The sequence below is a fragment of the Peribacillus simplex NBRC 15720 = DSM 1321 genome (genome assembly GCF_002243645.1).
Taxonomy (GTDB): domain Bacteria; phylum Bacillota; class Bacilli; order Bacillales; family DSM-1321; genus Peribacillus; species Peribacillus simplex.
In genome coordinates, this window is the sequence record NZ_CP017704.1 from 4,784,928 (window position 1) to 4,808,101 (window position 23,174).

Sequence of the window (23,174 nt, forward strand, 5' to 3'; positions counted from 1 at the left end):
TGAATATTTAAAACATATTGACATTATACCAAAGTTAATTTTATAATAAAAGAAAAATTCCTATTAGCGGAAACGTTTTCCGGTATGCGGAAAAGGAGGGGGAGGCAGTGACATATTGTTCGTCCATGTACAAACCATTGGAACGTGTCATTGTAAAACATCCGAAAGAAGCGTTTATTAGTCAAGAGCATTTAAGCCAAGCATGGCGGAACTTCAACTTTGCGGAAGAGCCAGATTTCAACGAAGCACTAAAAGAGTATGGTGACTTTATTTCCATTTTGGAGAAATATGTTCCAAACATCGATTATTTGCCAGCATCTTCGGTAGTCGGCATTGACTCCATATATGCGCATGACCCTGTCAAATTCACTAGCCAAGGAGCCATTATTTTAAAGTCCGGGAAAGAATTGAGGCAGCCTGAAGCTAATGTATACAAGGAATTTTGTAAGGAAAAGAACATCCCGATTATTGGGTATTTAACGGGTGATGCGGTCGCGGATGGCGGTGATATCGTTTGGCTTGATGATAAGACCCTAGTTGTCGGACATGGTTATCGTACAAATGCTGAAGCCATTCGGCAATTAAAAGAAATGACCGCTCATCTTGTGGATGAATTCATCGTAGTTCAGCTTCCGCATGATCAAGGAGAGGGAGAGTGTCTCCATCTTATGTCTTTCATCAGTATGGTCGACAAGGATTTAGCAGTGGTTCACTCCCGCCTTATGCCTGTCTTTTTCAGAAAACTGCTGATTGAACGAGGCATCCAGCTTATCGAAGTGCCGGTTGATGAGTACTTGACCTTGGGCTGTAATGTTCTTGCCATTGCTCCGCGGGTTTGCCTGTTATCTTCTGGTAACGCTTACACGAAGCAAAAGCTTATTGATGCGGGAGCAACGGTTTATGAGTACAAAGGAACTGAGATCAGTTTCAAAGGCACTGGCGGTCCAACTTGTTTAACCTGCCCGGTGGTCCGTACAAATATTAATGAAGGGGGATTGGAATGAGCCAATTACTATGGGGTACTCCAGAAACGCTCCGTACCTTGTTATGTGAACTTGTTAGCTGGGAAAGCCGTACTCTTACATTAGGGGAACGGATGTTTCCGTATAAGGTGCAAGATAAATTGAGGGAGCTTGATTATTTTAAAAGGAATCCGGCACACTTATCGCTTCACGAGGCTGATTTAGGGAGGAATTTTGTCAATGCTTTCTATAAACATCCTGATGCAAAGGAGACCGTTGTATTAATTAGCCATTTTGATACGGTTCATACTGAAGAATACGGTGACCTTGAGACTCTTGCATTTCAACCAGAGGAGCTCACGAAAAAACTTCATGACAGGAAAGATGAACTACCGGAAGAAGCGCGCATTGATCTTGAATCAGGAAAGTACTTGTTTGGTAGAGGAACGATGGATATGAAAATGGGGCTTGCCCTTCATATGGCTATCATCGAAAAGGCAAGCATCGAACAATGGCCGATCAATCTCCTGCTGTTAACGGTTCCTGATGAGGAAGTGAATTCTGCGGGAATGAGGGCTGCAGTTAAAGAACTTGTGGCTTTACGTGATAAATATGACCTTTCCTATAAAATGTTTTTTAATAGTGAACCGTCCTTTTCACAGAAACCGGGCGATAATAGACATTATATTTATTCCGGAACTTTGGGGAAAATCATGCCCGCTGCCCTTTTTTATGGGAAAGAAACTCATGTAGGTGAGCCATTAAAGGGCATGACGGCTAACTATATAGCCTCGTTCCTCACGCAGCTCATGGAGTGGAACACTCTTTTTCTTGAAAGTGATCTTGGTGAGGAAACACCATTACCGGTATCGCTTCAGCAAAAAGATCTAAAACTACAATATTCAACACAGACACCTTATCGGGCAGCCGCGCTTTATAATGTGTTCATTATGAAAAGAACAGCTGCAGAAATAATGGACCTATTCGAGCAGGTTGCAAACGAAGCAGCGATGAAATGCAATGAATCTTATAAAGAGCTATGTATGCGTGAACAAATTGAAGGTGTAGGTGAAGTACAAGTATTGCGCTATGAAAAGTTACTTTCATATGCCGAAGGCAAATTTGGCGGGAGTTTTGTTGAGAAAATAAAGAGTGAAGTTAAAGGAAACATGGATTTGGATGAGCGGGAAAAATCAGTGCGGATCGCTGAAAAATTGATGATACAATGTCAGGAGCTTTCACCCGCCATTGTATTGCTGTTCGCACCGCCATATTATCCAGCCGTCAATACGTCCGATGATCCGCTTATCATAGAATCTGTGAAATTAATGAAGGAAACTGCCAGCATGCTTGGTGAAGAAGTCAGCCAAATTCATTATTTTAATGGACTTTGCGATTTAAGCTATGTTCAATATAGTGATGAGTCTGATGGCTGGACGGCTTTTGAAAAAAATACACCAGTCTGGGGCGATACTTACAGCATTCCTTTTGCTGATATGCAAAAACTTCAGGCACCCGTACTTAATGTGGGTCCGTTCGGCAAGGATGCCCACCAGCGTACTGAGCGCCTTCACATCGATAGCGCCTTCGTCCATACGCCCGTCATGCTGGAGAAGTTAATAAAGAGTATGTTTAAGTGTTTGGTTGAGAAGTGATGGTCCGACAGGAGAACTGGATTAAAAGTATAAAACTTTAACTGGGGGTATTTATATGAATGACCTGCCTAATGGTCAAATCACTTCCGAGCCGCTTAATCAGAATAATAAGCCACTTAACCAACTGACGGAGTTACCTGAAAAAGGGATAAACCCTTTTGTATTAATGTTTATCGTAATTGTAATAGTGACGGTTTTAACCTATATCTTACCCGCTGGCCAATATGAAAGAATTGAAAAGGATGGCCGAAGTGTAGTCGATCCCACTTCTTTTGAATTCATTGAATCAACACCAGTGGGATTATTGGAAATGTTCAGCAGTATTCACGCAGGGATGATTGAAGGAGCGTCAATTATCTTGTTCGTCTTTTTGTTTGGCGGAGCACTGGGAATCATGCAGGCAACGGGAGCACTGGATTCTTTCATTAAGTTTGTGGCCGTCCGATTCGGAACAAAAGAGAAATTGCTTATTCCGTTGATGGTATTAATCTTCGCATCATTAGGGACACTGATCGGCTCTGCTGAAGATGCATTAGTTTATATCGCAATCATAGTTCCGATGACGATTGCATTAGGCTTTGATGCACTTACAGGTTTTGCGATCGTCATCCTTGGAACATTGGCGACTGGATTCATTTCTGGCATTACGAACCCTTTTAATGTAGGAGTTGCCCAAAGCATTGCAGAACTGCCCATGTATTCGGGAATGGGATTGCGGATCGCTCTTCTTGCAGTGTTTTATGTCGTTACAGTATTGTACATCTATTTCCATGCAATGAAGGTTAAAAGAAACCCTGAACTGGGGGAGTATGGTAAATTCAAGCGTGAAGAACATGCACATCTTGATAAAAACTTTAGGATGAGTAAAAGACATAGCGTTGCTTTAATTATTTTATTGGTGAATTTCATCCTATTAGTATATGGAGTTATTAAATTAGGATGGTATATAAGTGAAATTGGCGGTTTGTTTTTATTAAGCGGGATCATAATGGGCCTAATTGGTGGCTTGACTCCATCAAGGATGGCTAATGGTTTTATTTCAGGAGCGGGCGATATGGTTTCCGGGGCATTGATAATAGGTGTTGCACAGACAATCTTGGTCATCATTACAAGTGGCGGATTGCTGGATACCATTTTATATTATGCTGCAGGATTGGTTGAGCAGCTTCCTCCCGCCATAAATGCAATCGGCATGTTCATTGTCCAATTATTTCTTAACTTCATTGTTCCATCCGGAAGTGGACAAGCAGCATTGACGATGCCGATTATGGCTCCATTGGCGGATTTAATGGGTGTGACAAGACAAACGGCAGTGTTAGCTTTCCAATTAGGGGATGGGATCTCGAATATGATATTTCCGACTTCTGGAGTGCTATTGGCTGGACTGGCAGTGGCAGGCATATCATTTACGAAATGGGTAAAATGGGTGTTTCCGTATCTTTTGATTCAGGTTGCGGTAGCGATTATCTTTTTGATCATTGCACAAAGCATACAGTATGGCCCTTTTTAAAGATCTGAAAAGTCTAAATATTAGCACTAAGTGTTGAAGGAGGCATTTTTGATGAAGACAATACAGGAGACAGTTGTCGATGAAGTGATTTCATGGAGACGTCATTTTCACGAAAATCCGGAGCTCTCTTATCAGGAGCACCAGACTTCTGAATTCATTTATAGGAAATTAAAAACCTTTACAGGATTAGAAGTGACGAGACCTACCGAAACGAGCGTTTTAGCGGTTCTTAAAGGAGCTAAAAAATCTGCCCAAAAATCGAATACCATCGCCTTTCGTGCAGATATTGATGCACTTCCGATTCAGGAAGAAGCTGAAATTGAATATAAATCAAAAAATCCTGGGGTTATGCATGCATGCGGACATGATGCACATGCTGCGATGTTATTAGGTGCTGCTAAAGTCCTCTCTGGGAAAAAAGATGCGATTGATGGAGAAATCAGGTTTATTTTCCAACACGCCGAAGAAGTTCTGCCAGGGGGAGCTCAGGAATTGGTGAAAAAAGGGGTCATGGAAGGAGTGGATTATGCATTTGCACTGCATGTTACTCCTTATGAACGAACAGGAACAATATGTTTAAGGGAAGGGGTATTCTGTGCAGCAGCCGATGATTTTGAAATTAAAATTATTGGTCAGGGCGGTCATGCCTCGACTCCGGAATTAACGGTAGATCCGCTACTCATTGGTGCAGAAATTACTACGAATCTTCAACATATCGTTTCCAGAAAAATTTCAGCTCTTAGGACACCCGTCATTTCAGTCACTCAGTTCCATTCAGGTAGTGCGCTCAATGTCATACCTGAATATGCGGAAATCGGTGGTACCATTCGTTCCTTAGACTCTGATAGCCGATTGAAAGCAAGGGAGTATCTAGAGCAAATCGTTAAGGGGATTTCAGAAACGCATGGGGCAAAATGTGATATTACTTGGTATTTAGGGTATCCAGCCGTGGTAAATGATAAAGCAGCTGTCGATATATCAAGAACGGTCATGGAAGGTATTTTTGAAGGTGATAATATCATCCAGGTTGATGACCCTATGTTCGGGACAGAAGATTTTTCGGCTTTTTCCGAAATCGTACCCTCTTCCATGCAATTTTTAGGCGTTCATAATGATGAGTTTGGAAAAGCTTACCCTTTACACCATCCTAAATTTAAAATCGATGAGAAGGCTTTAGGGTATGGAGTAAGATATTTTGTAGGAATAGTGGATAAATTATGCGGTCACCAAAATAATTGTTAAAGCATTTGGCTGGAAGAGACATCCGTTATAGTTTAAGAGAAGCTTTCGGTTGTCTTTTCTCCCTATCATGACTATTTTTCCATGGTTTCCGCTTCTGGAATAGTTAAGTGCAGCAAAGTGATGAAAAGAAATTCATTTAAAGAACGGCTGGTTCAAAAGGGTTAATATCCTACATTTTCAAAAAATAAGCTACCTATTTAGGAGGAATATATATGTTTAAACACGCGATTGTAAGGAAGATTGGAACAAGTTTTGTAAATGGCTTAACAACATCGGATTTAGGAAACCCGGATTATGAAAAAGCTCTTGTACAACACGAGGCTTATGTAGAAGCATTAAAGCGCTGCGGTGTGAAAGTGACCGTTCTCGAATCGGATGAGAGACACCCTGATTCTACGTTTGTGGAAGATACAGCCGTGTTGACGCCAAAATGTGCCCTTGTAACCAATCCTGGTGCAGAAAGCCGGAATGGTGAGATTAATGAAATGAAAGAAGTTTTAAAGGACTTTTATGACACAATCGAATATATTCAATCTCCAGGTATGTTAGATGGCGGAGATGTAATGCAAGTTGAAGATCACTTCTATGTTGGCCTTTCAACGAGAACAAATGAAGCAGGTGCTCTTCAGTTCAAGGATATTATGACTAAGTATGGTTATGATACGACCATCATTCCCCTTAAGAAGTTCTTTCATTTAAAAACGGGTGTCAATTACCTGGGAGACAATAATTTATTAGTGGCCGGGGAATTCATTGATCACGAGGCTTTTTCTGGATTCAATCAAATAATCGTAAAACAGGAAGAAGAATATTCGGGTAACTGCGTCAGAATGAACGACTGCGTTATTGTCCCTAAAGGGTTTGATGGTACAAAGAAAAAAATTGAAGATTTGGGATACACAGTGATTGAAGTGGAGATGACTGAATTTCAAAAACAAGATGGCGGACTTAGTTGTCTCTCTTTGAGGTTCTAAGATAGTTTAGGAGAAGGCAAGGCATAGGATAATAGATAAGATAAGGAAGTGATTACATGGGGTATGGACTGGAGAATAATGATCAGCTGCAGCGCACAATGAAAAGACGCCATTTATTTATGCTGTCACTCGGCGGCGTAATTGGTACAGGCCTTTTTTTAAATGCAGGCTATACAATTAACCAAGCGGGGGCAGGAGGGGCCCTGGTCGGTTATCTAGCCGGCGGTCTTATTTTGTATATGGTAATGGTCTGCCTTGGCGAGCTAGCCGTTCATATGCCGGTTACAGGTTCTTTCCAGAAATATGCTGCCGAATATATAGGGCCTTCCGCTGGTTTCTCTCTAGGATGGATGTATTTCGTAGGTTCAGCCGCAACAGCAGGAGTTGAGTTCACGGCTGCAGGAATTTTGATGAAACAATGGTTCCCCAATAGTCCTACCTGGATTTGGTGTGCTGTGTTCATAGTGCTTTTATTTACTTTGAATGCATTAACGACAAGAGGTTTTGCAGAGGCGGAATATTGGTTCGCTGGAATAAAAATCGTTGCAGTGATTTTGTTTATCTTGATTGGAATCGCGGGCATCTTTGGTTTTGTCTCTTTATCTGATCGTCCAACCCCATTCTTTGAGAATTTGGCTCCTTCTGGTCTATTTCCAGCAGGGGGGATTACAATCATCTTTGTGACAATGATGAATGTAATATTTTCTTATCAAGGCTCAGAACTAATAGGAATAGCGGCAGGGGAAAGTGAAAAACCTGAAGAGAATATCCCTAAAGCCATTCGAAACGTACTATTTAGAATCATTATTTTCTACATTTCGTCCATTATCATCCTTTCCGCCATATTCCCTTCTTCGGAATTAGGCTTATTGGAAAGTCCTTTTGTAACTTTGATGAAGATAGCCGGGATTCCTTATGCAGCAGGTATCATGAATTTTATTATTTTGACAGCCATTCTTTCTGTGGGGAATTCATGTCTTTATGCATCCACAAGGTTACTTTGGTCGATGGCTCATGACGGAATGGCACCCAAGGTGTTTGGTCTATTATCCAAGAGGAAAGTGCCATTGAATGCCCTTCTTTTTACGATCTGTTTTTCGCTCCTATCGTTATTGACTAGCTTCATTGCGGCCGATACAGTGTTCGTGATACTTATGTCCATAGCGGGTATTTCCGTCACGATCTCATGGATGGGAATTGCTTTATCGCAATATATGTTTAGAAGGAAATTTATAAAAGCGGGTGGTAAAACGGAAGATTTACAATACATAGTACCCTTTTACCCATTTGTCCCGTTGTTTTGTTTAGGCTTTTGTTTGCTGATTCTAGTATTCCTTGCCTTTGATCCTACTCAACGAGTCGGACTGTTTTATGGGATAGGATTTTTGATAGCCTGTATATTATTCTATAAATTTAAATTGGCTAAGAAAGTAGAGTCAAACACTAACTTTGAAAATGAAAAAATATTGTAATAGAGTTACACCAAAGGCTAGCCAGTTTTCACTGGTTGGCCTTTTTAAATCTTGTAATTGCGGTAACTTGGATGATTATTTACTGAATCGAAAGGATAATATTGACATTTTTACGAAAAAGAAGGAATACCTTACAAAATAGGAAGGGAGAATTAACATGTCTGATTACAAAGTGACTAACAGCATCACAACGAGCCTATGGAAAATTAACTTTTTTACCGAGAGACGGAAATAAAACAATAATATTAAAATTGGGGGAAGTAATGAAGATCAATCATATAAATTTAACAGTTAATGATGTTACAGCATCAAGGGAGTTTTTAGAAAGATACTTTGGATTGTCATGTGCAGGAAGCCGAGGCGATGGGTTCGCCGCAATGAAAGATGATGATGGATCCATATTGACACTAATGAAAGGAAGCGATGTACAATACCCCAAGACTTTTCATGTTGGATTCATACAAGAAAATGAAGAGCAAGTTAACAGGATCAATCAACGGTTGAAGGATGATGGATTCATGGTGAAACCTCCAAAACACTTACACAGATATACGTTCTATGTAGAAGCGCCTGGAGGATTTAACGTTGAAGTACTGTGTTAACGAGCTACTTGGAGAAAGATCGTAAAACCACTATAAGGTAGGATAGTAGAAGAACAGATATAATATAAAGAAAAATCAGTTGGATCCGGAAATGGCTGGCGTTAATGCTATCTTAATTCCTTCAAAACGTTCATGACGTATATGGAAGAAAATAACGAAAAAGCTGACTGCAAAAGCCTGTTCAAGAAGGCTCCTGTTATCAGCTTTTCTTTTTTTTGCTTTAGTCCCCAAACGGTTTGATCCTGCATGACTGCATCCTGAAATCAAACATGTATATTGAGTTGCTTACGGAGACGTTGCATTTCCGAATTGAAATAGGCTTTGCTGTAATCACATCCTACAATAGCAACGATATTGCCGTCATCATCAATAATTGGCGCAAAGCTTGTTTTCCACTCACCGTACCTGTCTTCGTATATGGGAGTAACACCCGCTTTACCATTAAACGCCTGGTAAGCGACATTAACCATTTCCGGGGGACCAATATATTCTTCCCCCGGTTCAATTACAAAGCCTTTGTCTGCAACGAGGTGAATCAGACGTCCATCCTCAGTCATGATAAATATAAAGACCCATTCAATTACGCCTTCCTTTTCTTGAATCATGGTAAGCTTTTGTTTTAATTTCTGGGAATAGGAAGTTTGTCGGTTCATATTTTTTTGGAGACTGATAACCTCTTCAGCTGGAATGATGGCTGCGGTTACAGCGGCAACGGAACGAAGCCGTTGATTTATTTGTTCTTCTAAAATGGCCCGTTTATTCACTGGTGAAAAGCGTGCCTCTTCAATTTTATTACGTAATTTTTTATATTTCCTACTCATCGTCGGCTGGCTAACTTCCAATACCTTTGCCGCTAGTTTTAATGATTTGTATTGTTCCATTGCCATGTTGATCAGTTGTTCCTCCACAAGTTCGACTGCTTCTTGCAAAGGCATTAGAAAATCGATAACAGGTAGTGAAGTGGGTTTGGGCCCTTTAAATGGGAGGACCTCTTTAACCAAAGCAACATCCACTTCCGGTATTCCGCTTGTAATCACAAGCCTCTCAACTGTATTTTCAAGTTCGCGCACGTTACCGGGCCATTGATAGATACATAGCAAGTCGATTGCATCCGGGGTGAAGGCTACATTTCGATTGTATAGTGTATTGTACTTTTGTAAAAAAAATTGAACCAGGTGAGGGATTTCATCTACACGATTCCTAAGCGGCGGAAGATGGATAGGTACGACATGAAGACGATAATATAAGTCTTCTCGAAATTCACCTTTTTTCACCATTTTTTCGAGCGATTTATTTGTTGCGGCAATCACTTGAATATCAACAGGGTGTGAGGTCGTACTTCCTATTGGTGTGACCACGCGTTCCTGAAGGACGCGAAGCAGTTTTACCTGTACGTTAAGCGGTAACTCGCCCACTTCATCCAAGAATAAGATACCCTTATGGGCCAGTGTGAATTTCCCTTTGGCGCCGTCTTTCCGTGCGCTGGTAAAAGCCCCTTCTACGTAGCCAAACAGTTCGCTTTCAATCAAGTTTTCCGGGATGGCGCCGCAATTGACAGGTATAAATGGACCGTCGCTTCTGTTACCCATATTATGTATGGCCCTGGCGGCTATTTCCTTTCCTACACCGGATTCCCCCAATAAAAGGACTGTTGCGCTGACATCACAAACCATTTGCATTTTATGAAGAACATCAAGCATGGGTTTACTGCGGATTACAAATGGAAAAGATGGCTTCTTTGATTCCAACAAAGGCCCCGAATGCCCCATTGATGTATCTGGATAAGAGTCTTTAATTTCCTTGTAGGCCCAGACCCATGCCCCAGATTCAATCGGGTAGGCCGTCATCAGCATTTCTGGACCCTGCCATGAGGGCTGCATGAAAGATCTTTTTTCATTTTTGCCCATTACCTCTTCTGCTAAGCTTGTAGAAAATAAATCTTGTTCAACATCCTTGATGGAACCACCGACATTAGCGGATTTGACTGTATGGAATAATGAGTTCCCTGTTCCAATCGATTTCAGTATGGTGCCATTATTATCTGTCACAATAAGGTGATCGTAAATAGACAAGAGTGCAGAGGTGAAGTGATCCATTTATGTCTACCTGCCTTTCATTTAACTTCCTAGTTTTTATATTACAGAAATTTCACAATTGTTCAATAGTTTCAAAAATGAATATTCTTCCTATTGAAAACCCTGTTAGCATAGTGTTTCTAATTGGCATGGTTATTGCAATAAAGTAAAGAGAAGGGACTAGAAAGCATGATTGCAAAGGAGGGAGAAGCGATTTTGAATAAAGAGAATCAGTTTCAACAGAATATCAATTCAGAAGATCCCTTTATTAAAAATCTATATTCAGATTTGAATGAGCGGATCAATGCGTATGAGCAGGAAGAAGCCGTGAAAATCGACAAAATGAAATGGAAGGATGCGACAGGTTCTATTTTTTTCATGATTTTAATCATCGTTTACCTCGTCTATTCACTTGTTTAAAAGTAGTGTTGTTTAGATCACCCAAAACAATAACAGCCTTATTTACAAGCAATACAATCATTATTTTATAGTTGGGAGAGAAGCGTGTGAGTAAAGAGAATTCCTCCATTTCAAAGGATGTGGCCTTTGGCTTTTTACCGGCAAGTAAAAATGACCGGATTTTTAATCTTCGGGATTTAATTTTAGTTCAGGTTGTTATTGGCCTCTCATCTTTTGGGCTGTTAACTGGTGGATACACAGGTACAATGCTTGATGCGAAGCAGTCACTTGCAGCGATTTTATTCGGTAACGCCTTCCCTATGCTGTTGATTGTTCCCATTACCCTTTATTTTGCGCGTTATGGCATAGACACTTTTGTAGGGTTTCGAAGTTCACTAGGGTATCTAGGATCCAATATCTTTTTCTTTGTTTTTCTTATTTTAACTCTCGGCTACATTTCCATTGCGCTTTTTATGTCTGGACAGGCGTTAGCAGAGGCTGCTAATTGGATGGGGATGCCCGCCATTTTCTCAAGCCAAGCAACGGGAGCGCCGTTTTTCTCGATTTTACTCTTTATCTGTGCATTTCTTGTAACGGTGAGGGGACCGGTAGCGATTCAAAAATATACCGCAGTAGCCGTTCCGGTTTTTATGGTTCTCATGTTTGGCCTTCTCGCAATAGTCTTGTTTGGACAGGGATTCACGAAAGTTGCCAATATACTTCCTTCTGAACCGTTTGAAACGACTTCTCGATCATTCGCGACAGCCCTGGAATTAAATATCGGTCTAGGCTTTTCATGGCTTCCGTACCTTGGCCAATACAGCCGTTTATCTAAAACAGAAGGAGGCGCATTCAAAGCAGGATTCTACAGCTATGGAATCATCGTCTGTATCGCTGCTTTAGTTGGGGCACTTGCTGCATTAGTCACTGGATCACTTAATCCTTCTGACTGGATGTTTTCAATCGCAGGAAGTTGGGGCGGATTCATTGGATTGATTTTACTTTCAGTAGGGAATGTCGGTGCAGCCATTTTCCTTATGTACTCACAAGCTGTCAGCTTTAAAACTGTATTCCCGAAAAAGTCATGGATGATTGCGATGGGTACAACCGTACCGACTATATTCTTACTTCTAAGCTCAACGTTCTACGATGCATTTGGTTCATTCATTGCTGTCATTTCTTTTATTATGGCTGTTCTTGGCGGCATTGTCGTTGCAGATTACTTTTTTGTAAAGCGCCAACGCATTTCGATTAGGGATTTGTATGACACACAAGGCTCTTATACCTATTGGAAAGGCATTAACCCGTCTGCCGTTCTCACGGTGGTCATAGGGACGATCGTTTACTGGGCACTCTATAATCCATTGACTTTTGAAGCAAGTGACTTTTTCCTTTATACGGCTGCCGGAATTCCAACATACTTTGTCGCTTTAGTCACCTATTATGTTTCATCTAAATACATTTTCCGTTTTGAAGTTGACATGGAGCGTCCATCCGTTGAATTAAAGGAAGCTAAATAGAAAAAAACGCACTTTAAAGAATCTAGGGAACGAGAGGAGATTTTTCAATGTTTACACAAAGTTTAGATTTCAAAACAACTGATTTAGATACATTCCCATTTCCATTCACTTCAGGTAACTATCGTTATTCAAACGACTTGAAAAGACTCTCAAACATTAACTGTATTGAAGTTACACCAGAATACAGACTCCAAGTGGAAACGAAGCGTCGTCTCCTTCAAGAACAGCCGCATATAAGGTTTCAATCTTTTTCACACACATTAGAAATTCAATGGGAAGTATTGGAAATGCTTATCGAAATGGCAACCGATCGCTATCCGGAGCATTTCGAGGTCATTAAAGATGGAGACAATTGGACTTTCAAGAACCACATTTTCGGGGAATCCGATTCATTCGTGTATGGCGATGCCAGCACGCTTCCAAATGAGCCGCTTGATTATATAGGCCGCCATTTCCACAATGATTTTGTTTTAATGGTTCATCGCGATAGTAATTTCTATTTGGAAGTGGGGCAAGTTTCATACGCCGCACTCTTCTCTGCTAACTGGAATAAAGGCATGTCCTTTGATGAAATCCATGCACCTGTTCCATTTGTATCGCGGAAAGGTGATGAACTGGCAGATCGCGTTCGTAAGTTTTTATTATCCATCGAGCCAGGAAAGCCATGGACACGCATTAACTGGAACCTGATGGCGAACCGTTGGGATGTCAACTATGAAACGATGGATGTATGGGGACCGCAGCGCTCAGGGATAACACCGAAAAATGCAGGTGAACTTGTTCGTTTGCGTGTTGAAGAACAAAAATTTTATCGCATGCCACGAAGCAACGCCATTTTATTCGTATTGAATACGCAGTTCCTGCCACTGGAGGATTTAACAATGCGCAAGGAGTGGTTTGATCTGACATATAGCGTACTGCAGGATATTCCGGAACCTATGGCTGAATACAAAGGAATTGCCCCGTTTCTTCCGCAATCGGTCGAATATTTGAGGCGTGTTGATGAAAAACAAAAAAGCGAAGATAAATAAAAGTAGGAGGATAGGGCCTTGTACAATAGTCCAGTATTGTTTGATAAATCCATTACGATCGTAAATCAATTTACTCCTCGGAATGAACGAAGAAAGTTTGTCGTCATTTCTGATCAAGCCGGATATGAAAAGGCGAAAAGTTTCATTTCTGAAATCACAGGTACAGTCCCTTTTGAATGTCTTTCCATTAACGGAATGGAAAATAAAGAGGAGATTAAGAGAGTCATCTTGTCACAAAAAATGGGCACCCAATTTTATATTGCGGCTGCATGGAACAATGCCGTAATGGTCTTCTCGCTCGGGGTGGAAGCTGGTCTATCTGAAGCTGAGATTCAGACGGTGATTATCGGGCCTAAACGACGTTACGTATATTGCATGAAATGTTTCGAAGTGTCGGAAGTCGAAGAAGATGCAGAGATTGCAGAGTGTGACCATTGCAGAGCCAGTCTTGAAATAGGTCCTTTTTATTCAATCGTTCGGGAAGGCTATATTGGTTACCCATTCATCCCAATCGGAAAAGAAGAAGAAGTAGGGAGCTGAACATCATGCGGGTAGTAGGAAATATTCAAATGAAAGTAAATAAGATCATTCAAGAAACTCCATTCGTGAAACAGTTCGAGTTAATTCCAGTTGATGGAAAACCGTTGCCTGCATTTACAGGCGGTTCGCATTTGACCACTTTCATGCCGGCCGGGGATACGATATTCGAGAGAGAATATTCCCTTATCAGCAACCCAAGGGACCGTAAAAAATATTCAATTTCCATTCGGCGTGATGAGACGTCACGCGGAGGTTCCGCTTTCTGGCATGAACATGTAAAGGTGGATTCCAGGTTGGAAGTCAGTTTCCCTAAAAACAACTTCCCTCTCAGCTTTCGAGCTAAGCATCATGCTTTTTATGCAGCTGGAATTGGCATCACCCCATTTCTGGCAATGATGGAAGACATGGCTGCCGAAGGGCAAACCTTCGAACTCCATTATGCTGCACGCACACCGGAATTATGTGCTTTTTACGATTTTTTGAAGGCCAAATATCCTGATCAATGCACCTTTTATTTTTCGCAGGCAGAAGACAAACGCAGAATGTTGCCAGAGACGATGATGGATCATCGCATTGGCACACATGTATATTTTTGCGGACCACTCGAGATGGTACAAGAGTATCGAAAAGCTGCCAGTTCATATGGTTATCCGGAACACGCGATCCACTTCGAATTATTTGCGACAAAAAATGACGGGCCGCAAGATCCTTTCATTGTCGACCTTACAGATAGCGATAGATCCATCCACGTTCATGAGGGTGAAACACTGCTTGATGCGCTTTTAAGGGAAGGAATTGATGCACCTTATTCTTGTAAAGTGGGCGGGTGCGGAAGTTGTGAGATAGATGTTGCAGAAGGTGAAGTGGATCACCGGGATAACTTCCTTAGCGATGAAAACCGTCAAACACGCAAGTCAATCCTGACTTGCTGCTCACGTGCGAAGGACGACAGACTTGTCTTAAAACTTTAACGATTCCGTACAGGTAAAATCAAAAAAATAATAATGAAAACCGGAGGCATAAAACATGACAATTTTAGAAACGGCAGTTTTAGAGCTTAAAAATTACATCGACGGTAAGTGGCAGAACTCATCTTCAAATGAAGTAATCCCGGTAATTAATCCTGCGACACAGGAAGTCATTGCAAGGGCTCCGCGTGCTACCAAGGAAGATACAGAAAATGCAATCTCAGTAGCGAAAGCAGCTTTTGAAAGTGGAATCTGGTCAGGCCTAACAGCACAGGAGCGTGCTTCCTACCTATATAAAATTGCGGATAAAATTGATGAACGTGCGGAAGAGTTAACGATTCTTGAAACAATGGACAACGGGAAACTTAAAGCAGAGGCGGGTTTCGATATTGCCGATGCCGCCGCGTGTTTCCGTTACTACGCTGGCTTGATCCTTCATCCAGAAGGTGAAACTTACCAAGTTCCCGCTCCCGTGCAAGCGATGGTTGTTCGTGAGCCAGTAGGTGTAGCCGGTTTGATTGTACCTTGGAATTTCCCTCTTTTAATGAGTGTCTGGAAAATCGCACCGGCCCTTGCGGCAGGTAACACCATTGTATATAAACCGGCTGAATTGACACCTGTAACTGCAATGAAATTATTTGAAATACTAGAGGAAGTAGGCATCCCTAAAGGTGTGGCTAATATGGTGATGGGCCGCGGCACTGTTGTCGGTCAAACCATTGCAGAAAGCAAGGATGTTGACATTGTTTCATTTACAGGAAGTACGGATGTTGGCCGCTCTATCATGAAAGCGGCTGCGGGCAACTTAAAGAAAATTTCCCTTGAGCTTGGCGGTAAATCGCCTAACATCGTTTTTGCAGATGCAGATTTAGAGACAGCCGTAGATTACGGATTATTTGGGATCTTCTTCGGTGCTGGCCAAGTATGTTCATCAGGTAGCCGAATTCTAGTTGAAGAAAGTATTTATGATGAATATGTAAAACGCTATGTGGAACGCGCAAATAAAATCAAAGTAGGACCTGGCCTTGCGGAAGACAGCAACATGGGGGCAATTGTCAGCGAAGCGCAAATGAATAGCATTTTGAACTATATTGAAATCGGGAAACAGGAAGGTGCGACACTTGCAGCAGGCGGTTACCGTCTTGTTGATGACGGCCTTGACAAAGGATACTTCATTGCACCGACTGTCTTCACCGATGTAACACCTGACATGCGCATCGTACAAGAGGAAATCTTCGGTCCAGTCGTTGTCATCCAAAAGTTTAAAGATGAAGCAGAAGCTATTAAACTTGCAAATGATACAGACTACGGACTTGCAGGCGGCGTCTTCACTAACGATGGGGCAAAAGGATTGCGCGTGATCAAGAAAGTACGGGCAGGCATCACATGGGTAAATGATTATCATCCAACATATGTCGAGGCGCCATGGGGCGGTTACAAACAGAGCGGGATTGGACGCAGTTTAGGAAAATACGGCTTGGATGAATACCAGGAAATTAAACAAATCAACATTAATCTCGATGTAAAACCGGTCGGCTGGTTTCCAAATTAAGCATTAGATTATAGAGGAAACAAACAACTTACCATAATCAAACCAAAGGGGTGCGGAAGTAAAAAATTCCGCACCCAATTTGAAATTTTGTCCAAGGTTAATCAATGACAGCCTCAATTTTACGAACCAAATGGTTCTCTTAAACCAGTTGGTCTAAAGTAATCATTTCTAGTTGTTCTTGCTGAGTAGAATCATGTTTAAAAAGCATCCTCATCACCCCAAGTTTTAACCTTCTATTTTAAAAAGACTGTAGGAGAAAGGGTTCTATCTAACTGTTAGAACAAAGTTGATTGGAGTGGAAGGTACGAGACTCCTGTGGGAAAAGCGTGGCAAAGGAGACCCCGCAGGCGCAAAGACTGCCCGCGGAAAGCGAGTGGCCTACGTTCCAATCAACGATCAGATTTTACAAGTCATAAAAAAACTATAGTCAAACTCGATTTTCATCGAGTTTGACTATAGTCTGAAACCTAATCCAAATACGGATTAGGTTTTTTCAAACTTCTTATGAGGACAAGTTTTCCTGTGATGAGTGAAAATGGATTTGAGCATAAAAAACACCATTGATATGATAAAAGTAACATACCCATGCTATTTATCGCTTTTAATCAGAAATAGCATATGAGATTGAATCGTCTTTACCGGTGTAGCATTTATTCTTGGTGTCGTTGTTTGCCGTACATAGTATCATTAAAAAGGAAGAGACATTACATAATGCTCACAAAATAAGTTAATAAGAATAATGCTCATTGCCTTTCTTTAATATGAAAAGGAGAGGAAGTAGACTAGACTATCAAAGAGTACTCCAATCAAGGAGGAAGCGTTCTATCAAATGTTAAAGACCAGTCAGGGATCACGGTAGGAGTGGATATTGATGAAAAAGTTTTATTCGGATATGACAGTGGAGGAAGCGATTTCAAGTTTTCCCATCGGAAGTAATGAAGTGGAAGTGTTGGACGATTCGGAAGATTTCATCGGCTTTCTGACAATAGAAGCGTTATCTGCGGCAGTACAGCAGAGTGATTTGACGAAGCCTATTTCCCATTTCATTACTGTGAATGCACCGCTACAAAATTTACGAAATTACTCAATACCATATGAACAATTTCAAGCATTCTTCGAGAGTGATCTATGCAGGGTTGTATTTAATGCCCTGTATGATGGCGTGTATATCACGGATGGGGAAGGAACGACATTATATATCAATCAAGCTTATCAGCGTATTACCGGAATAAGAGAAGAGGAAATTATCGGAAAACCGATGAGTTATTTAATTGAGCAGGGTATGATATCCGTTTCTGCTTCATTGGACTCTATTCGAACGAAGAATCAAGTTACTTTAACACAAAGAATTCGAAATGGAAGAAAGATTATCGTTTCGGCCACACCAATTCTATCGCCACAGAATGAAGTCATATTTGTCATAAATAGTGTTAGGGATATAACTGAATTAATCCGGATGAAATATACGATCGACAGCCAAAAGTTATCTTTCCAACCTATTTCTCAATTATTGCCTGGCTCGGAACAGGTGAATTTGCAGGAAATAATCATTGGGCCTTCTACAACTCCTTTATTCAAGCTGGCTGATAAAGTAGCTAAAACGGAAGCGAAGATCTTGTTACAGGGAGAAACGGGAGTAGGTAAGAGTTTAATCGCCAAGTACATACATGCCAAAAGCTCCCGGAAGGAAAAAATTTTCCTTGAATTAAATTGCGGAGCCATCCCGGCAAACTTGGTGGAATCTGAACTTTTTGGATATGAGCCAGGGGCATTTACCGGATCCCTTAAGAATGGGAAAATGGGGATTTTCGAGAAAGTGAATGGTGGCACGTTATTTTTGGACGAAATTGGGGATTTACCTTTAGAGTTACAGGTAAAACTTTTGAAAGTGGTAGAAGAAAACAAGTTTATGAGAGTGGGTTCTACCGAAATGAAAGAAGTGGATGTCAGATTAATTACTGCCACTCATCGCGATTTGGCCTCCCTCGTTCAAGAGGGATCTTTCCGCGAAGATCTATATTACAGGCTTAATATCGTATCCTTTGAAGTGCCACCCTTACGCCAGCGAAAGGAAGAAACGATCCCACTTTTAGAAATGTATTTGAAAAAATTCAATGAAAAATATAATGAAAAGAAAAAGATGACACCGGAATGCTATGAATGGCTGACGAACTATTCGTGGCCTGGTAATATACGTGAGCTTGCGAGTCTTGCAGAGCGACTGGTCGTCACGACTTATGATGATACGATTGATTTGCCTAATTTACCTTCGTTCATCCAGCCGGTCTTATCAAAAAAACCTACAACACATTCTTTGAAGGAAGCCGTTTCCGAGCTGGAGCGTTCCCTGATCCTGAATGCGATGAAAAAATATGGGACTACAAGGGCGGCTGCCATCTCTTTGGATATAAGTCAAAGCTCTTTGGTGCAAAAAATGAAAAAATTTCACATTCGATTAGAAAACGAATCGAATTAGTTTTTTTGATTTGATTTCTACTCGTTATTTCTACTGTTACCCATGAAAAAAAGGTTGTCCCCTTGTAAATTAAGCGTTTTCACTTTGGCATGATTCCTGCATTAGTAAAAACATGAAAGGGGAGATAACCATGAATATTTCTATTTTTTCAATGGCTAACAAATTGGTGACAGGAGCAGATTCTTTACAACAGCTGACTGATGAGGTTACGCGATTAGGGATGAAGAATCCGTTGATAGTTACAGATAAAATTTTAGTGGGTGCTGGGGTTGTGCAAAAGGTTGAGGATTTACTTTCTTCAGCATACGGTATTTTTTCGGATGTGAATCCTGAACCGGAAATTGAAATCGTTGAGCAATGTGTACAGTCAATCAGGGATGGAAAACATGATGGACTGATTGCGGTAGGCGGTGGGAGTGCGATGGATATTGCGAAAGCCTCTTCCGTCATGGCTACGAATTCGGGTAGCATCGAGACTTATTTCGGTACGAACTTGATTGAAGTTCCAGGACTACCTTTAATTGCCATACCGACAACGGCCGGAACCGGCTCTGAAGTGACGAATATTTCAATTTTATCGGACAAGAAAGAACAGGTTAAGAAGGGAATTGTAAGTTCGTATCTTTTACCGGATGTTGCGATTGTATCACCCGTCATGACGCTGACTTGCCCGCCAAGTGTGACGGCTGCGAGTGGAGTGGATGCACTTGTTCATGCGGTCGAAGCTTATATTTCCAAATTTGCTTCGCCCGTTACGGATGCCTTGGCAATGGGGGCAATGAAATTAATCGCTGTAAATTTACCAAAGGCTTATGCTGCGCCAGCTAATTTGGAAGCACGGGAAGCCATGATCACTGGAAGCCTAATGGCAGGGTTAGCTTTTGGAAATGCCGGTGTTGGAGCTGTCCATGCCTTAGCTTATCCGCTTGGAGGCCGCTTCCATTTATCACATGGAGTCAGCAATTCATTATTACTGCCATTTGTGATGAAGTGGAATAAAATTGCATGTTTGGAAAGATTCCGTGACATTGCTGAAGCACTTGGAGAGAAAGTCAATCATTTAAATGATGATGAGGCAGCTGATAAAGCTATAGAAGCGATGACCAGAATATGTCGTTACGTGGATATACCTGAGTCACTAAGTGAATTTGACATTCCTGAATCTGCTTTAAGTGAAATGGCTGCCGAAGCCATCAAACAAGTTCGTTTACTTCGCAATAATCCCCGTGCATTAAACGTTCGGGATATCGAAAAAATATACCGTTCAGCCTATGGCTTTTAAGTGGAGGAAACAATATGAAATGGAAAAACCGTCGCTACGGAGAAGAGACATCGTATATACCTGCGGGACCTTTTAAAATTAGACTTCCATTTGTCCATTATCGTTTTGAGTGGCCTGACTATGTTCAAGGCTTATTGATGTGTGCAGTTGACCTTGGAGCGATTACACTGCTTGCAGACCATCTGGGTATGCCTTTTGATGTAGCTCTAGCCGTTGTTGTCTTGAATGGATTATTATATTTGGCACATCATTTACTCGGGGACCCAGTTATACCAGGTTGGATTACACCTGCGGTTCCATGCTTGTATTGTTCGTCGGGCAATTTCCGGAAGGGCCTGATCGGGTCTATGCACTCGTTGCGTTTCAATTAACATTAGGTATTTTATCGATATTGCTTGGAATGACCGGACTTGCCAGTAAGGTCGTTCGATTAGTGCCGAATGCAATTAAATCAGGCATTATTTTAGGAGCGGGAATTGGTGCTGTCGTTTCCATTTTCGAAGTGGGTGGAAAGTTTGATTTATTTCCTTATACAATAAGCATTTGTATCGGCTTTGCCTTTTATCTACTTTTCTCGAAAAGTTTTGGAAAATTAAAAATACGAAATAAAGTTTGGGTATTCATAGGCAATTTAGGGATATTGCCAGCTATCTTGCTTGCGGTCTTTGTAGCCCCAATTTTTGGAGAAGCAAAATGGCCTGATATTCAATGGGGATTCAGCAGTCCGGATTTTGCTACGCTTTGGTCGGACTATACTGTTTTCGGATTAGGTTTTCCTGCCATGACCTTCTTTTTAAGTGCGATTCCAGCTGTTTTTGCTACTTATTTAGTCGTATTCGGGGATGTGCTGAAAACAAAAGCGTTGCTTTCTGAATCCGATGAGGTCAGGGAGGATGAAAAAGTGGACTATAATCCAAACAGAGCTCATTTAATTTTTGGTGGCCGAAATGTAATCATGAGTTTTATCGGACCTGATATTACAATGTGCGGTCCGTTGTGGGCAGCCATGCAGGTCGTGGTAGTGGAACGGTTCAAGAATGGCAAGAAAGCCATGAATTCTTTCTTCGGTGGTGCTGGCTCATTCCGTTGGGGTACGAATACAGGATTATTCTTATTGCCGGTCGTCAGCTTGGTTGAACCAATTCTCGGTGTGGCCTTGGCCTTGACGCTTTTGGTTCAAGGATATGTTAGCGTACGCGTCGGTGTTATGCAGGCGAAGAGCCAACGCGACTTGGGAATTGCAGGGGTCGTTGCTGCCATCCTTGTTATAAAAGGTGCTGGAATGGCTTTTGCAGCAGGAATCCTATTATGTGCCCTAATATATGGAAAGGACTTTTTCAAAGGTGAAAATGATAATACTTTTACAGATCATGAAGAAGAAGAAGAGGAGATTAAAGCAGGATGAAAAAAGTAGTGGAGAAATGGCCAATTTATATAAACGGCGAACCCATTCATACAGAGCATCATTTTGTAGTTGAAAATCCAGCAACATTGGAGCCTGTGGGCTATGTTCCGGACGCTAACGAAAAAGAGGCAAAGGCTGCTGTGGATGCAGCTCAAGCTGCCTTTCTGACTTGGTCGAAAACAAGTGCATATCATAGGGCGGAATTACTTGAGAAGTGGTACACGATCATTGAGAACAGGCTGGATGAAATCGCAACGATCATGACATTGGAACAAGGTAAGCCATTGGCCGAGGCGAAAGGTGAAATGAAATATGCTTCAAGTTTCGTGAAATGGTTTGCTGAAGAAGCAAAGCGTAACTATGGGGAAATTATACCAGCCTCCGTTGCTTCAAAGCGTATTTTAGTGCAAAAGCAGGCAGTCGGTGTCGTTGCCGCCATTACCCCGTGGAATTTTCCTGCTGCCATGATCACGAGGAAAGTGGCACCAGCACTTGCTGCGGGATGTACCGTGGTCATCAAACCCGCGGAACAAACGCCTTTGACCGCTTTGCTATTAGTAGGATGTGCCCATGAAGCAGGCATTCCGGCCGGTGTGATAAATATTGTAACCACACAAAAACCGGGAGATGTGTCAGACGTGTGGATGAATGATTCACGTGTTAAAAAGATCACTTTTACTGGCTCCACTCCTGTAGGGAAACATCTAATGAAAAAGGCGGCAGAAACAGTAAAAAAGGTGTCGCTTGAACTCGGTGGACTGGCTCCCTTCATCATTGCTGAGGATGCGAATATCGAAGAAGCAGTAAAAGGTTTGATTCAATCGAAATTCAGGAATGCTGGACAAACATGTATTTGCGCTAACAGAATATTCGTCCATGAGAAAATTGAACAGCCATTTTTACAAGCTTTTGAAGAAGCCGTTTTAACTTTGAAGGTTGGAAATGGAATGGACGGAAATGATCTTGGTCCATTGATAGATGGAGACGCAGTAAAAAAAGTTCAGCTTCAATTAGAGGATGCTGCAAGTAAAGGGGCTATCATCCATAAAACCTCAAAAGTCGATGAAAAACACGGTTATTTTATCGCACCAGCCATACTTTCCAATGTAACGGATGATATGCTGTGCATGCAGGAAGAAACGTTTGGGCCAATTGCGCCAGTCAGTACATTCAAAACCGATCAAGAAGCGATAGATCGGGCCAATAACACGAATTTTGGCTTGGCAGCTTATGTGTATACCGAGTCACTAAATAAGGCAGTTGCCTATTCGGATGGACTAGAATATGGGATTGTCGGTATTAATGACAGTGCCCCATCCACTGCTCAAGCACCATTTGGAGGCATGAAGGAAAGTGGTTTAGGCAGAGAAGGGGGACACTACGGCATGGATGAATATTTAGAAGTGAAGTATGTATCCATGCTGCTAGGCCAGTATAAATAGAAGAGTCCGCCATGATTCTGCTGGCAAAAAAAAAGAGTAGAAGGCACATCAACTATCGATGTGCCTT

The 23,174-nt window shown here is 41.6% G+C and carries 18 protein-coding genes and 1 pseudogene; 17 read left to right on the forward strand and 2 right to left on the reverse strand.

The genetic code is table 11. The features are described 5' to 3' along the window. Window positions 1-125 precede the first annotated feature (125 nt). The 7 genes from BS1321_RS23160 (at window position 126) to BS1321_RS23190 (ending at window position 8,417) form a co-directional block, all read left to right on the forward strand. Window positions 126-1,004, forward strand: a complete 879-nt coding sequence (locus BS1321_RS23160) for a dimethylarginine dimethylaminohydrolase family protein (RefSeq protein ID WP_063233310.1) — start codon at window positions 126-128, stop codon at window positions 1,002-1,004. Beyond that, the gene (locus tag BS1321_RS23165) at window positions 1,001-2,617 is read left to right on the forward strand and encodes a M20/M25/M40 family metallo-hydrolase (RefSeq protein WP_063233311.1); all 1,617 of its coding nucleotides are present in this window, start codon (window positions 1,001-1,003) and stop codon (window positions 2,615-2,617) included. The genes BS1321_RS23160 and BS1321_RS23165 overlap by 4 nt, the downstream gene beginning before the upstream one ends. Window positions 2,618-2,783: 166 nt before the next feature. After that, on the forward strand, window positions 2,784-4,127 hold the full coding sequence (locus BS1321_RS23170; protein WP_375781424.1) for a YfcC family protein: 1,344 nt from the start codon (window positions 2,784-2,786) through the stop codon (window positions 4,125-4,127). Window positions 4,128-4,178: 51 nt separating this feature from the next. Then, window positions 4,179-5,369, forward strand: a complete 1,191-nt coding sequence (locus tag BS1321_RS23175; protein ID WP_063233313.1) for an amidohydrolase — start codon at window positions 4,179-4,181, stop codon at window positions 5,367-5,369. A 212-nt stretch (window positions 5,370-5,581) separates the two neighbouring features. Next, complete coding sequence (locus BS1321_RS23180; protein ID WP_063233314.1) at window positions 5,582-6,343, forward strand: dimethylarginine dimethylaminohydrolase family protein; 762 nt, start codon at window positions 5,582-5,584, stop codon at window positions 6,341-6,343. Window positions 6,344-6,399: 56 nt separating this feature from the next. Next, window positions 6,400-7,815, forward strand: coding sequence for an amino acid permease (locus BS1321_RS23185; protein ID WP_063233315.1), 1,416 nt, complete (start codon window positions 6,400-6,402; stop codon window positions 7,813-7,815). A 263-nt stretch (window positions 7,816-8,078) separates the two neighbouring features. Beyond that, window positions 8,079-8,417, forward strand: a complete 339-nt coding sequence (locus tag BS1321_RS23190) for a VOC family protein (protein WP_063233316.1) — start codon at window positions 8,079-8,081, stop codon at window positions 8,415-8,417. 75 nt (window positions 8,418-8,492) lie between these two features. Here the strand turns inward: BS1321_RS23190 and BS1321_RS27645 are convergent, their stop codons facing one another. Both BS1321_RS27645 and BS1321_RS23195 read right to left on the reverse strand, forming a co-directional pair. Beyond that, window positions 8,493-8,648, reverse strand: coding sequence for a hypothetical protein (locus BS1321_RS27645; protein WP_155726467.1), 156 nt, complete (start codon window positions 8,646-8,648; stop codon window positions 8,493-8,495). Between the two features lie 32 nt (window positions 8,649-8,680). Beyond that, window positions 8,681-10,513 (reverse strand): sigma 54-interacting transcriptional regulator, encoded by a 1,833-nt coding sequence (locus BS1321_RS23195; protein ID WP_063233317.1) that lies wholly within the window; start codon window positions 10,511-10,513, stop codon window positions 8,681-8,683. 168 nt (window positions 10,514-10,681) lie between these two features. On the opposite strand from BS1321_RS23195, the gene BS1321_RS23200 reads away from it, so the two are divergent. The 10 genes and pseudogenes from BS1321_RS23200 (at window position 10,682) to BS1321_RS23245 (ending at window position 23,107) form a co-directional block, all read left to right on the forward strand. Then, on the forward strand, window positions 10,682-10,912 hold the full coding sequence (locus BS1321_RS23200; protein ID WP_063233318.1) for a hypothetical protein: 231 nt from the start codon (window positions 10,682-10,684) through the stop codon (window positions 10,910-10,912). An 86-nt stretch (window positions 10,913-10,998) separates the two neighbouring features. After that, on the forward strand, window positions 10,999-12,411 hold the full coding sequence (locus BS1321_RS23205) for a purine-cytosine permease family protein (protein WP_063233319.1): 1,413 nt from the start codon (window positions 10,999-11,001) through the stop codon (window positions 12,409-12,411). 47 nt (window positions 12,412-12,458) lie between these two features. Continuing rightward, the gene (locus BS1321_RS23210; protein ID WP_063233320.1) at window positions 12,459-13,442 is read left to right on the forward strand and encodes a heme-dependent oxidative N-demethylase family protein; all 984 of its coding nucleotides are present in this window, start codon (window positions 12,459-12,461) and stop codon (window positions 13,440-13,442) included. A gap of 18 nt (window positions 13,443-13,460) precedes the next feature. Continuing rightward, a complete protein-coding gene (locus BS1321_RS23215) occupies window positions 13,461-13,982 on the forward strand; it encodes a hypothetical protein (protein WP_063233321.1) in 522 nt (173 codons plus the stop codon). A 29-nt stretch (window positions 13,983-14,011) separates the two neighbouring features. Continuing rightward, window positions 14,012-14,953: a PDR/VanB family oxidoreductase gene (locus tag BS1321_RS23220; RefSeq protein ID WP_063233354.1), complete on the forward strand. Its 942-nt coding sequence runs from the start codon at window positions 14,012-14,014 to the stop codon at window positions 14,951-14,953. A 55-nt stretch (window positions 14,954-15,008) separates the two neighbouring features. After that, the gene (locus BS1321_RS23225; RefSeq protein ID WP_063233322.1) at window positions 15,009-16,502 is read left to right on the forward strand and encodes an aldehyde dehydrogenase family protein; all 1,494 of its coding nucleotides are present in this window, start codon (window positions 15,009-15,011) and stop codon (window positions 16,500-16,502) included. 871 nt (window positions 16,503-17,373) lie between these two features. Then, window positions 17,374-18,978, forward strand: a complete 1,605-nt coding sequence (locus BS1321_RS23230) for a sigma-54 interaction domain-containing protein (protein ID WP_063233323.1) — start codon at window positions 17,374-17,376, stop codon at window positions 18,976-18,978. A 130-nt stretch (window positions 18,979-19,108) separates the two neighbouring features. Next, window positions 19,109-20,260, forward strand: a complete 1,152-nt coding sequence (locus tag BS1321_RS23235; protein WP_063233324.1) for an iron-containing alcohol dehydrogenase — start codon at window positions 19,109-19,111, stop codon at window positions 20,258-20,260. Between the two features lie 14 nt (window positions 20,261-20,274). Next, window positions 20,275-21,665: pseudogene (locus tag BS1321_RS23240) on the forward strand (hypothetical protein). Continuing rightward, window positions 21,662-23,107, forward strand: a complete 1,446-nt coding sequence (locus tag BS1321_RS23245) for an NAD-dependent succinate-semialdehyde dehydrogenase (protein WP_063233325.1) — start codon at window positions 21,662-21,664, stop codon at window positions 23,105-23,107. Before BS1321_RS23240 ends, BS1321_RS23245 begins: the two are co-directional and overlap by 4 nt. The last annotated feature ends 67 nt before the right edge of the window (window positions 23,108-23,174 follow it).

Bases quoted from the DNA above. Each gene is read 5' to 3' on its own strand.
- BS1321_RS23180 (WP_063233314.1), top strand. From the start codon at position 5,582: ATGTTTAAACACGCGATTGTAAGGAAGATTGGAACAAGTTTTGTAAAT.
- BS1321_RS23235 (WP_063233324.1), top strand. From the start codon at position 19,109: ATGAATATTTCTATTTTTTCAATGGCTAACAAATTGGTGACAGGAGCA.
- BS1321_RS23220 (WP_063233354.1), top strand. From the start codon at position 14,012: ATGAAAGTAAATAAGATCATTCAAGAAACTCCATTCGTGAAACAGTTC.
- BS1321_RS23200 (WP_063233318.1), top strand. From the start codon at position 10,682: ATGATTGCAAAGGAGGGAGAAGCGATTTTGAATAAAGAGAATCAGTTT.
- BS1321_RS23210 (WP_063233320.1), top strand. From the start codon at position 12,459: ATGTTTACACAAAGTTTAGATTTCAAAACAACTGATTTAGATACATTC.
- BS1321_RS23245 (WP_063233325.1), top strand. From the start codon at position 21,662: ATGAAAAAAGTAGTGGAGAAATGGCCAATTTATATAAACGGCGAACCC.
- BS1321_RS23190 (WP_063233316.1), top strand. From the start codon at position 8,079: ATGAAGATCAATCATATAAATTTAACAGTTAATGATGTTACAGCATCA.
- BS1321_RS23160 (WP_063233310.1), top strand. From the start codon at position 126: ATGTACAAACCATTGGAACGTGTCATTGTAAAACATCCGAAAGAAGCG.
- BS1321_RS23185 (WP_063233315.1), top strand. From the start codon at position 6,400: ATGGGGTATGGACTGGAGAATAATGATCAGCTGCAGCGCACAATGAAA.
- BS1321_RS23170 (WP_375781424.1), top strand. From the start codon at position 2,784: ATGTTTATCGTAATTGTAATAGTGACGGTTTTAACCTATATCTTACCC.
- BS1321_RS23230 (WP_063233323.1), top strand. From the start codon at position 17,374: ATGAAAAAGTTTTATTCGGATATGACAGTGGAGGAAGCGATTTCAAGT.
- BS1321_RS23195 (WP_063233317.1), bottom strand. From the start codon at position 10,513: ATGGATCACTTCACCTCTGCACTCTTGTCTATTTACGATCACCTTATT.
- BS1321_RS23165 (WP_063233311.1), top strand. From the start codon at position 1,001: ATGAGCCAATTACTATGGGGTACTCCAGAAACGCTCCGTACCTTGTTA.
- BS1321_RS23175 (WP_063233313.1), top strand. From the start codon at position 4,179: ATGAAGACAATACAGGAGACAGTTGTCGATGAAGTGATTTCATGGAGA.
- BS1321_RS23225 (WP_063233322.1), top strand. From the start codon at position 15,009: ATGACAATTTTAGAAACGGCAGTTTTAGAGCTTAAAAATTACATCGAC.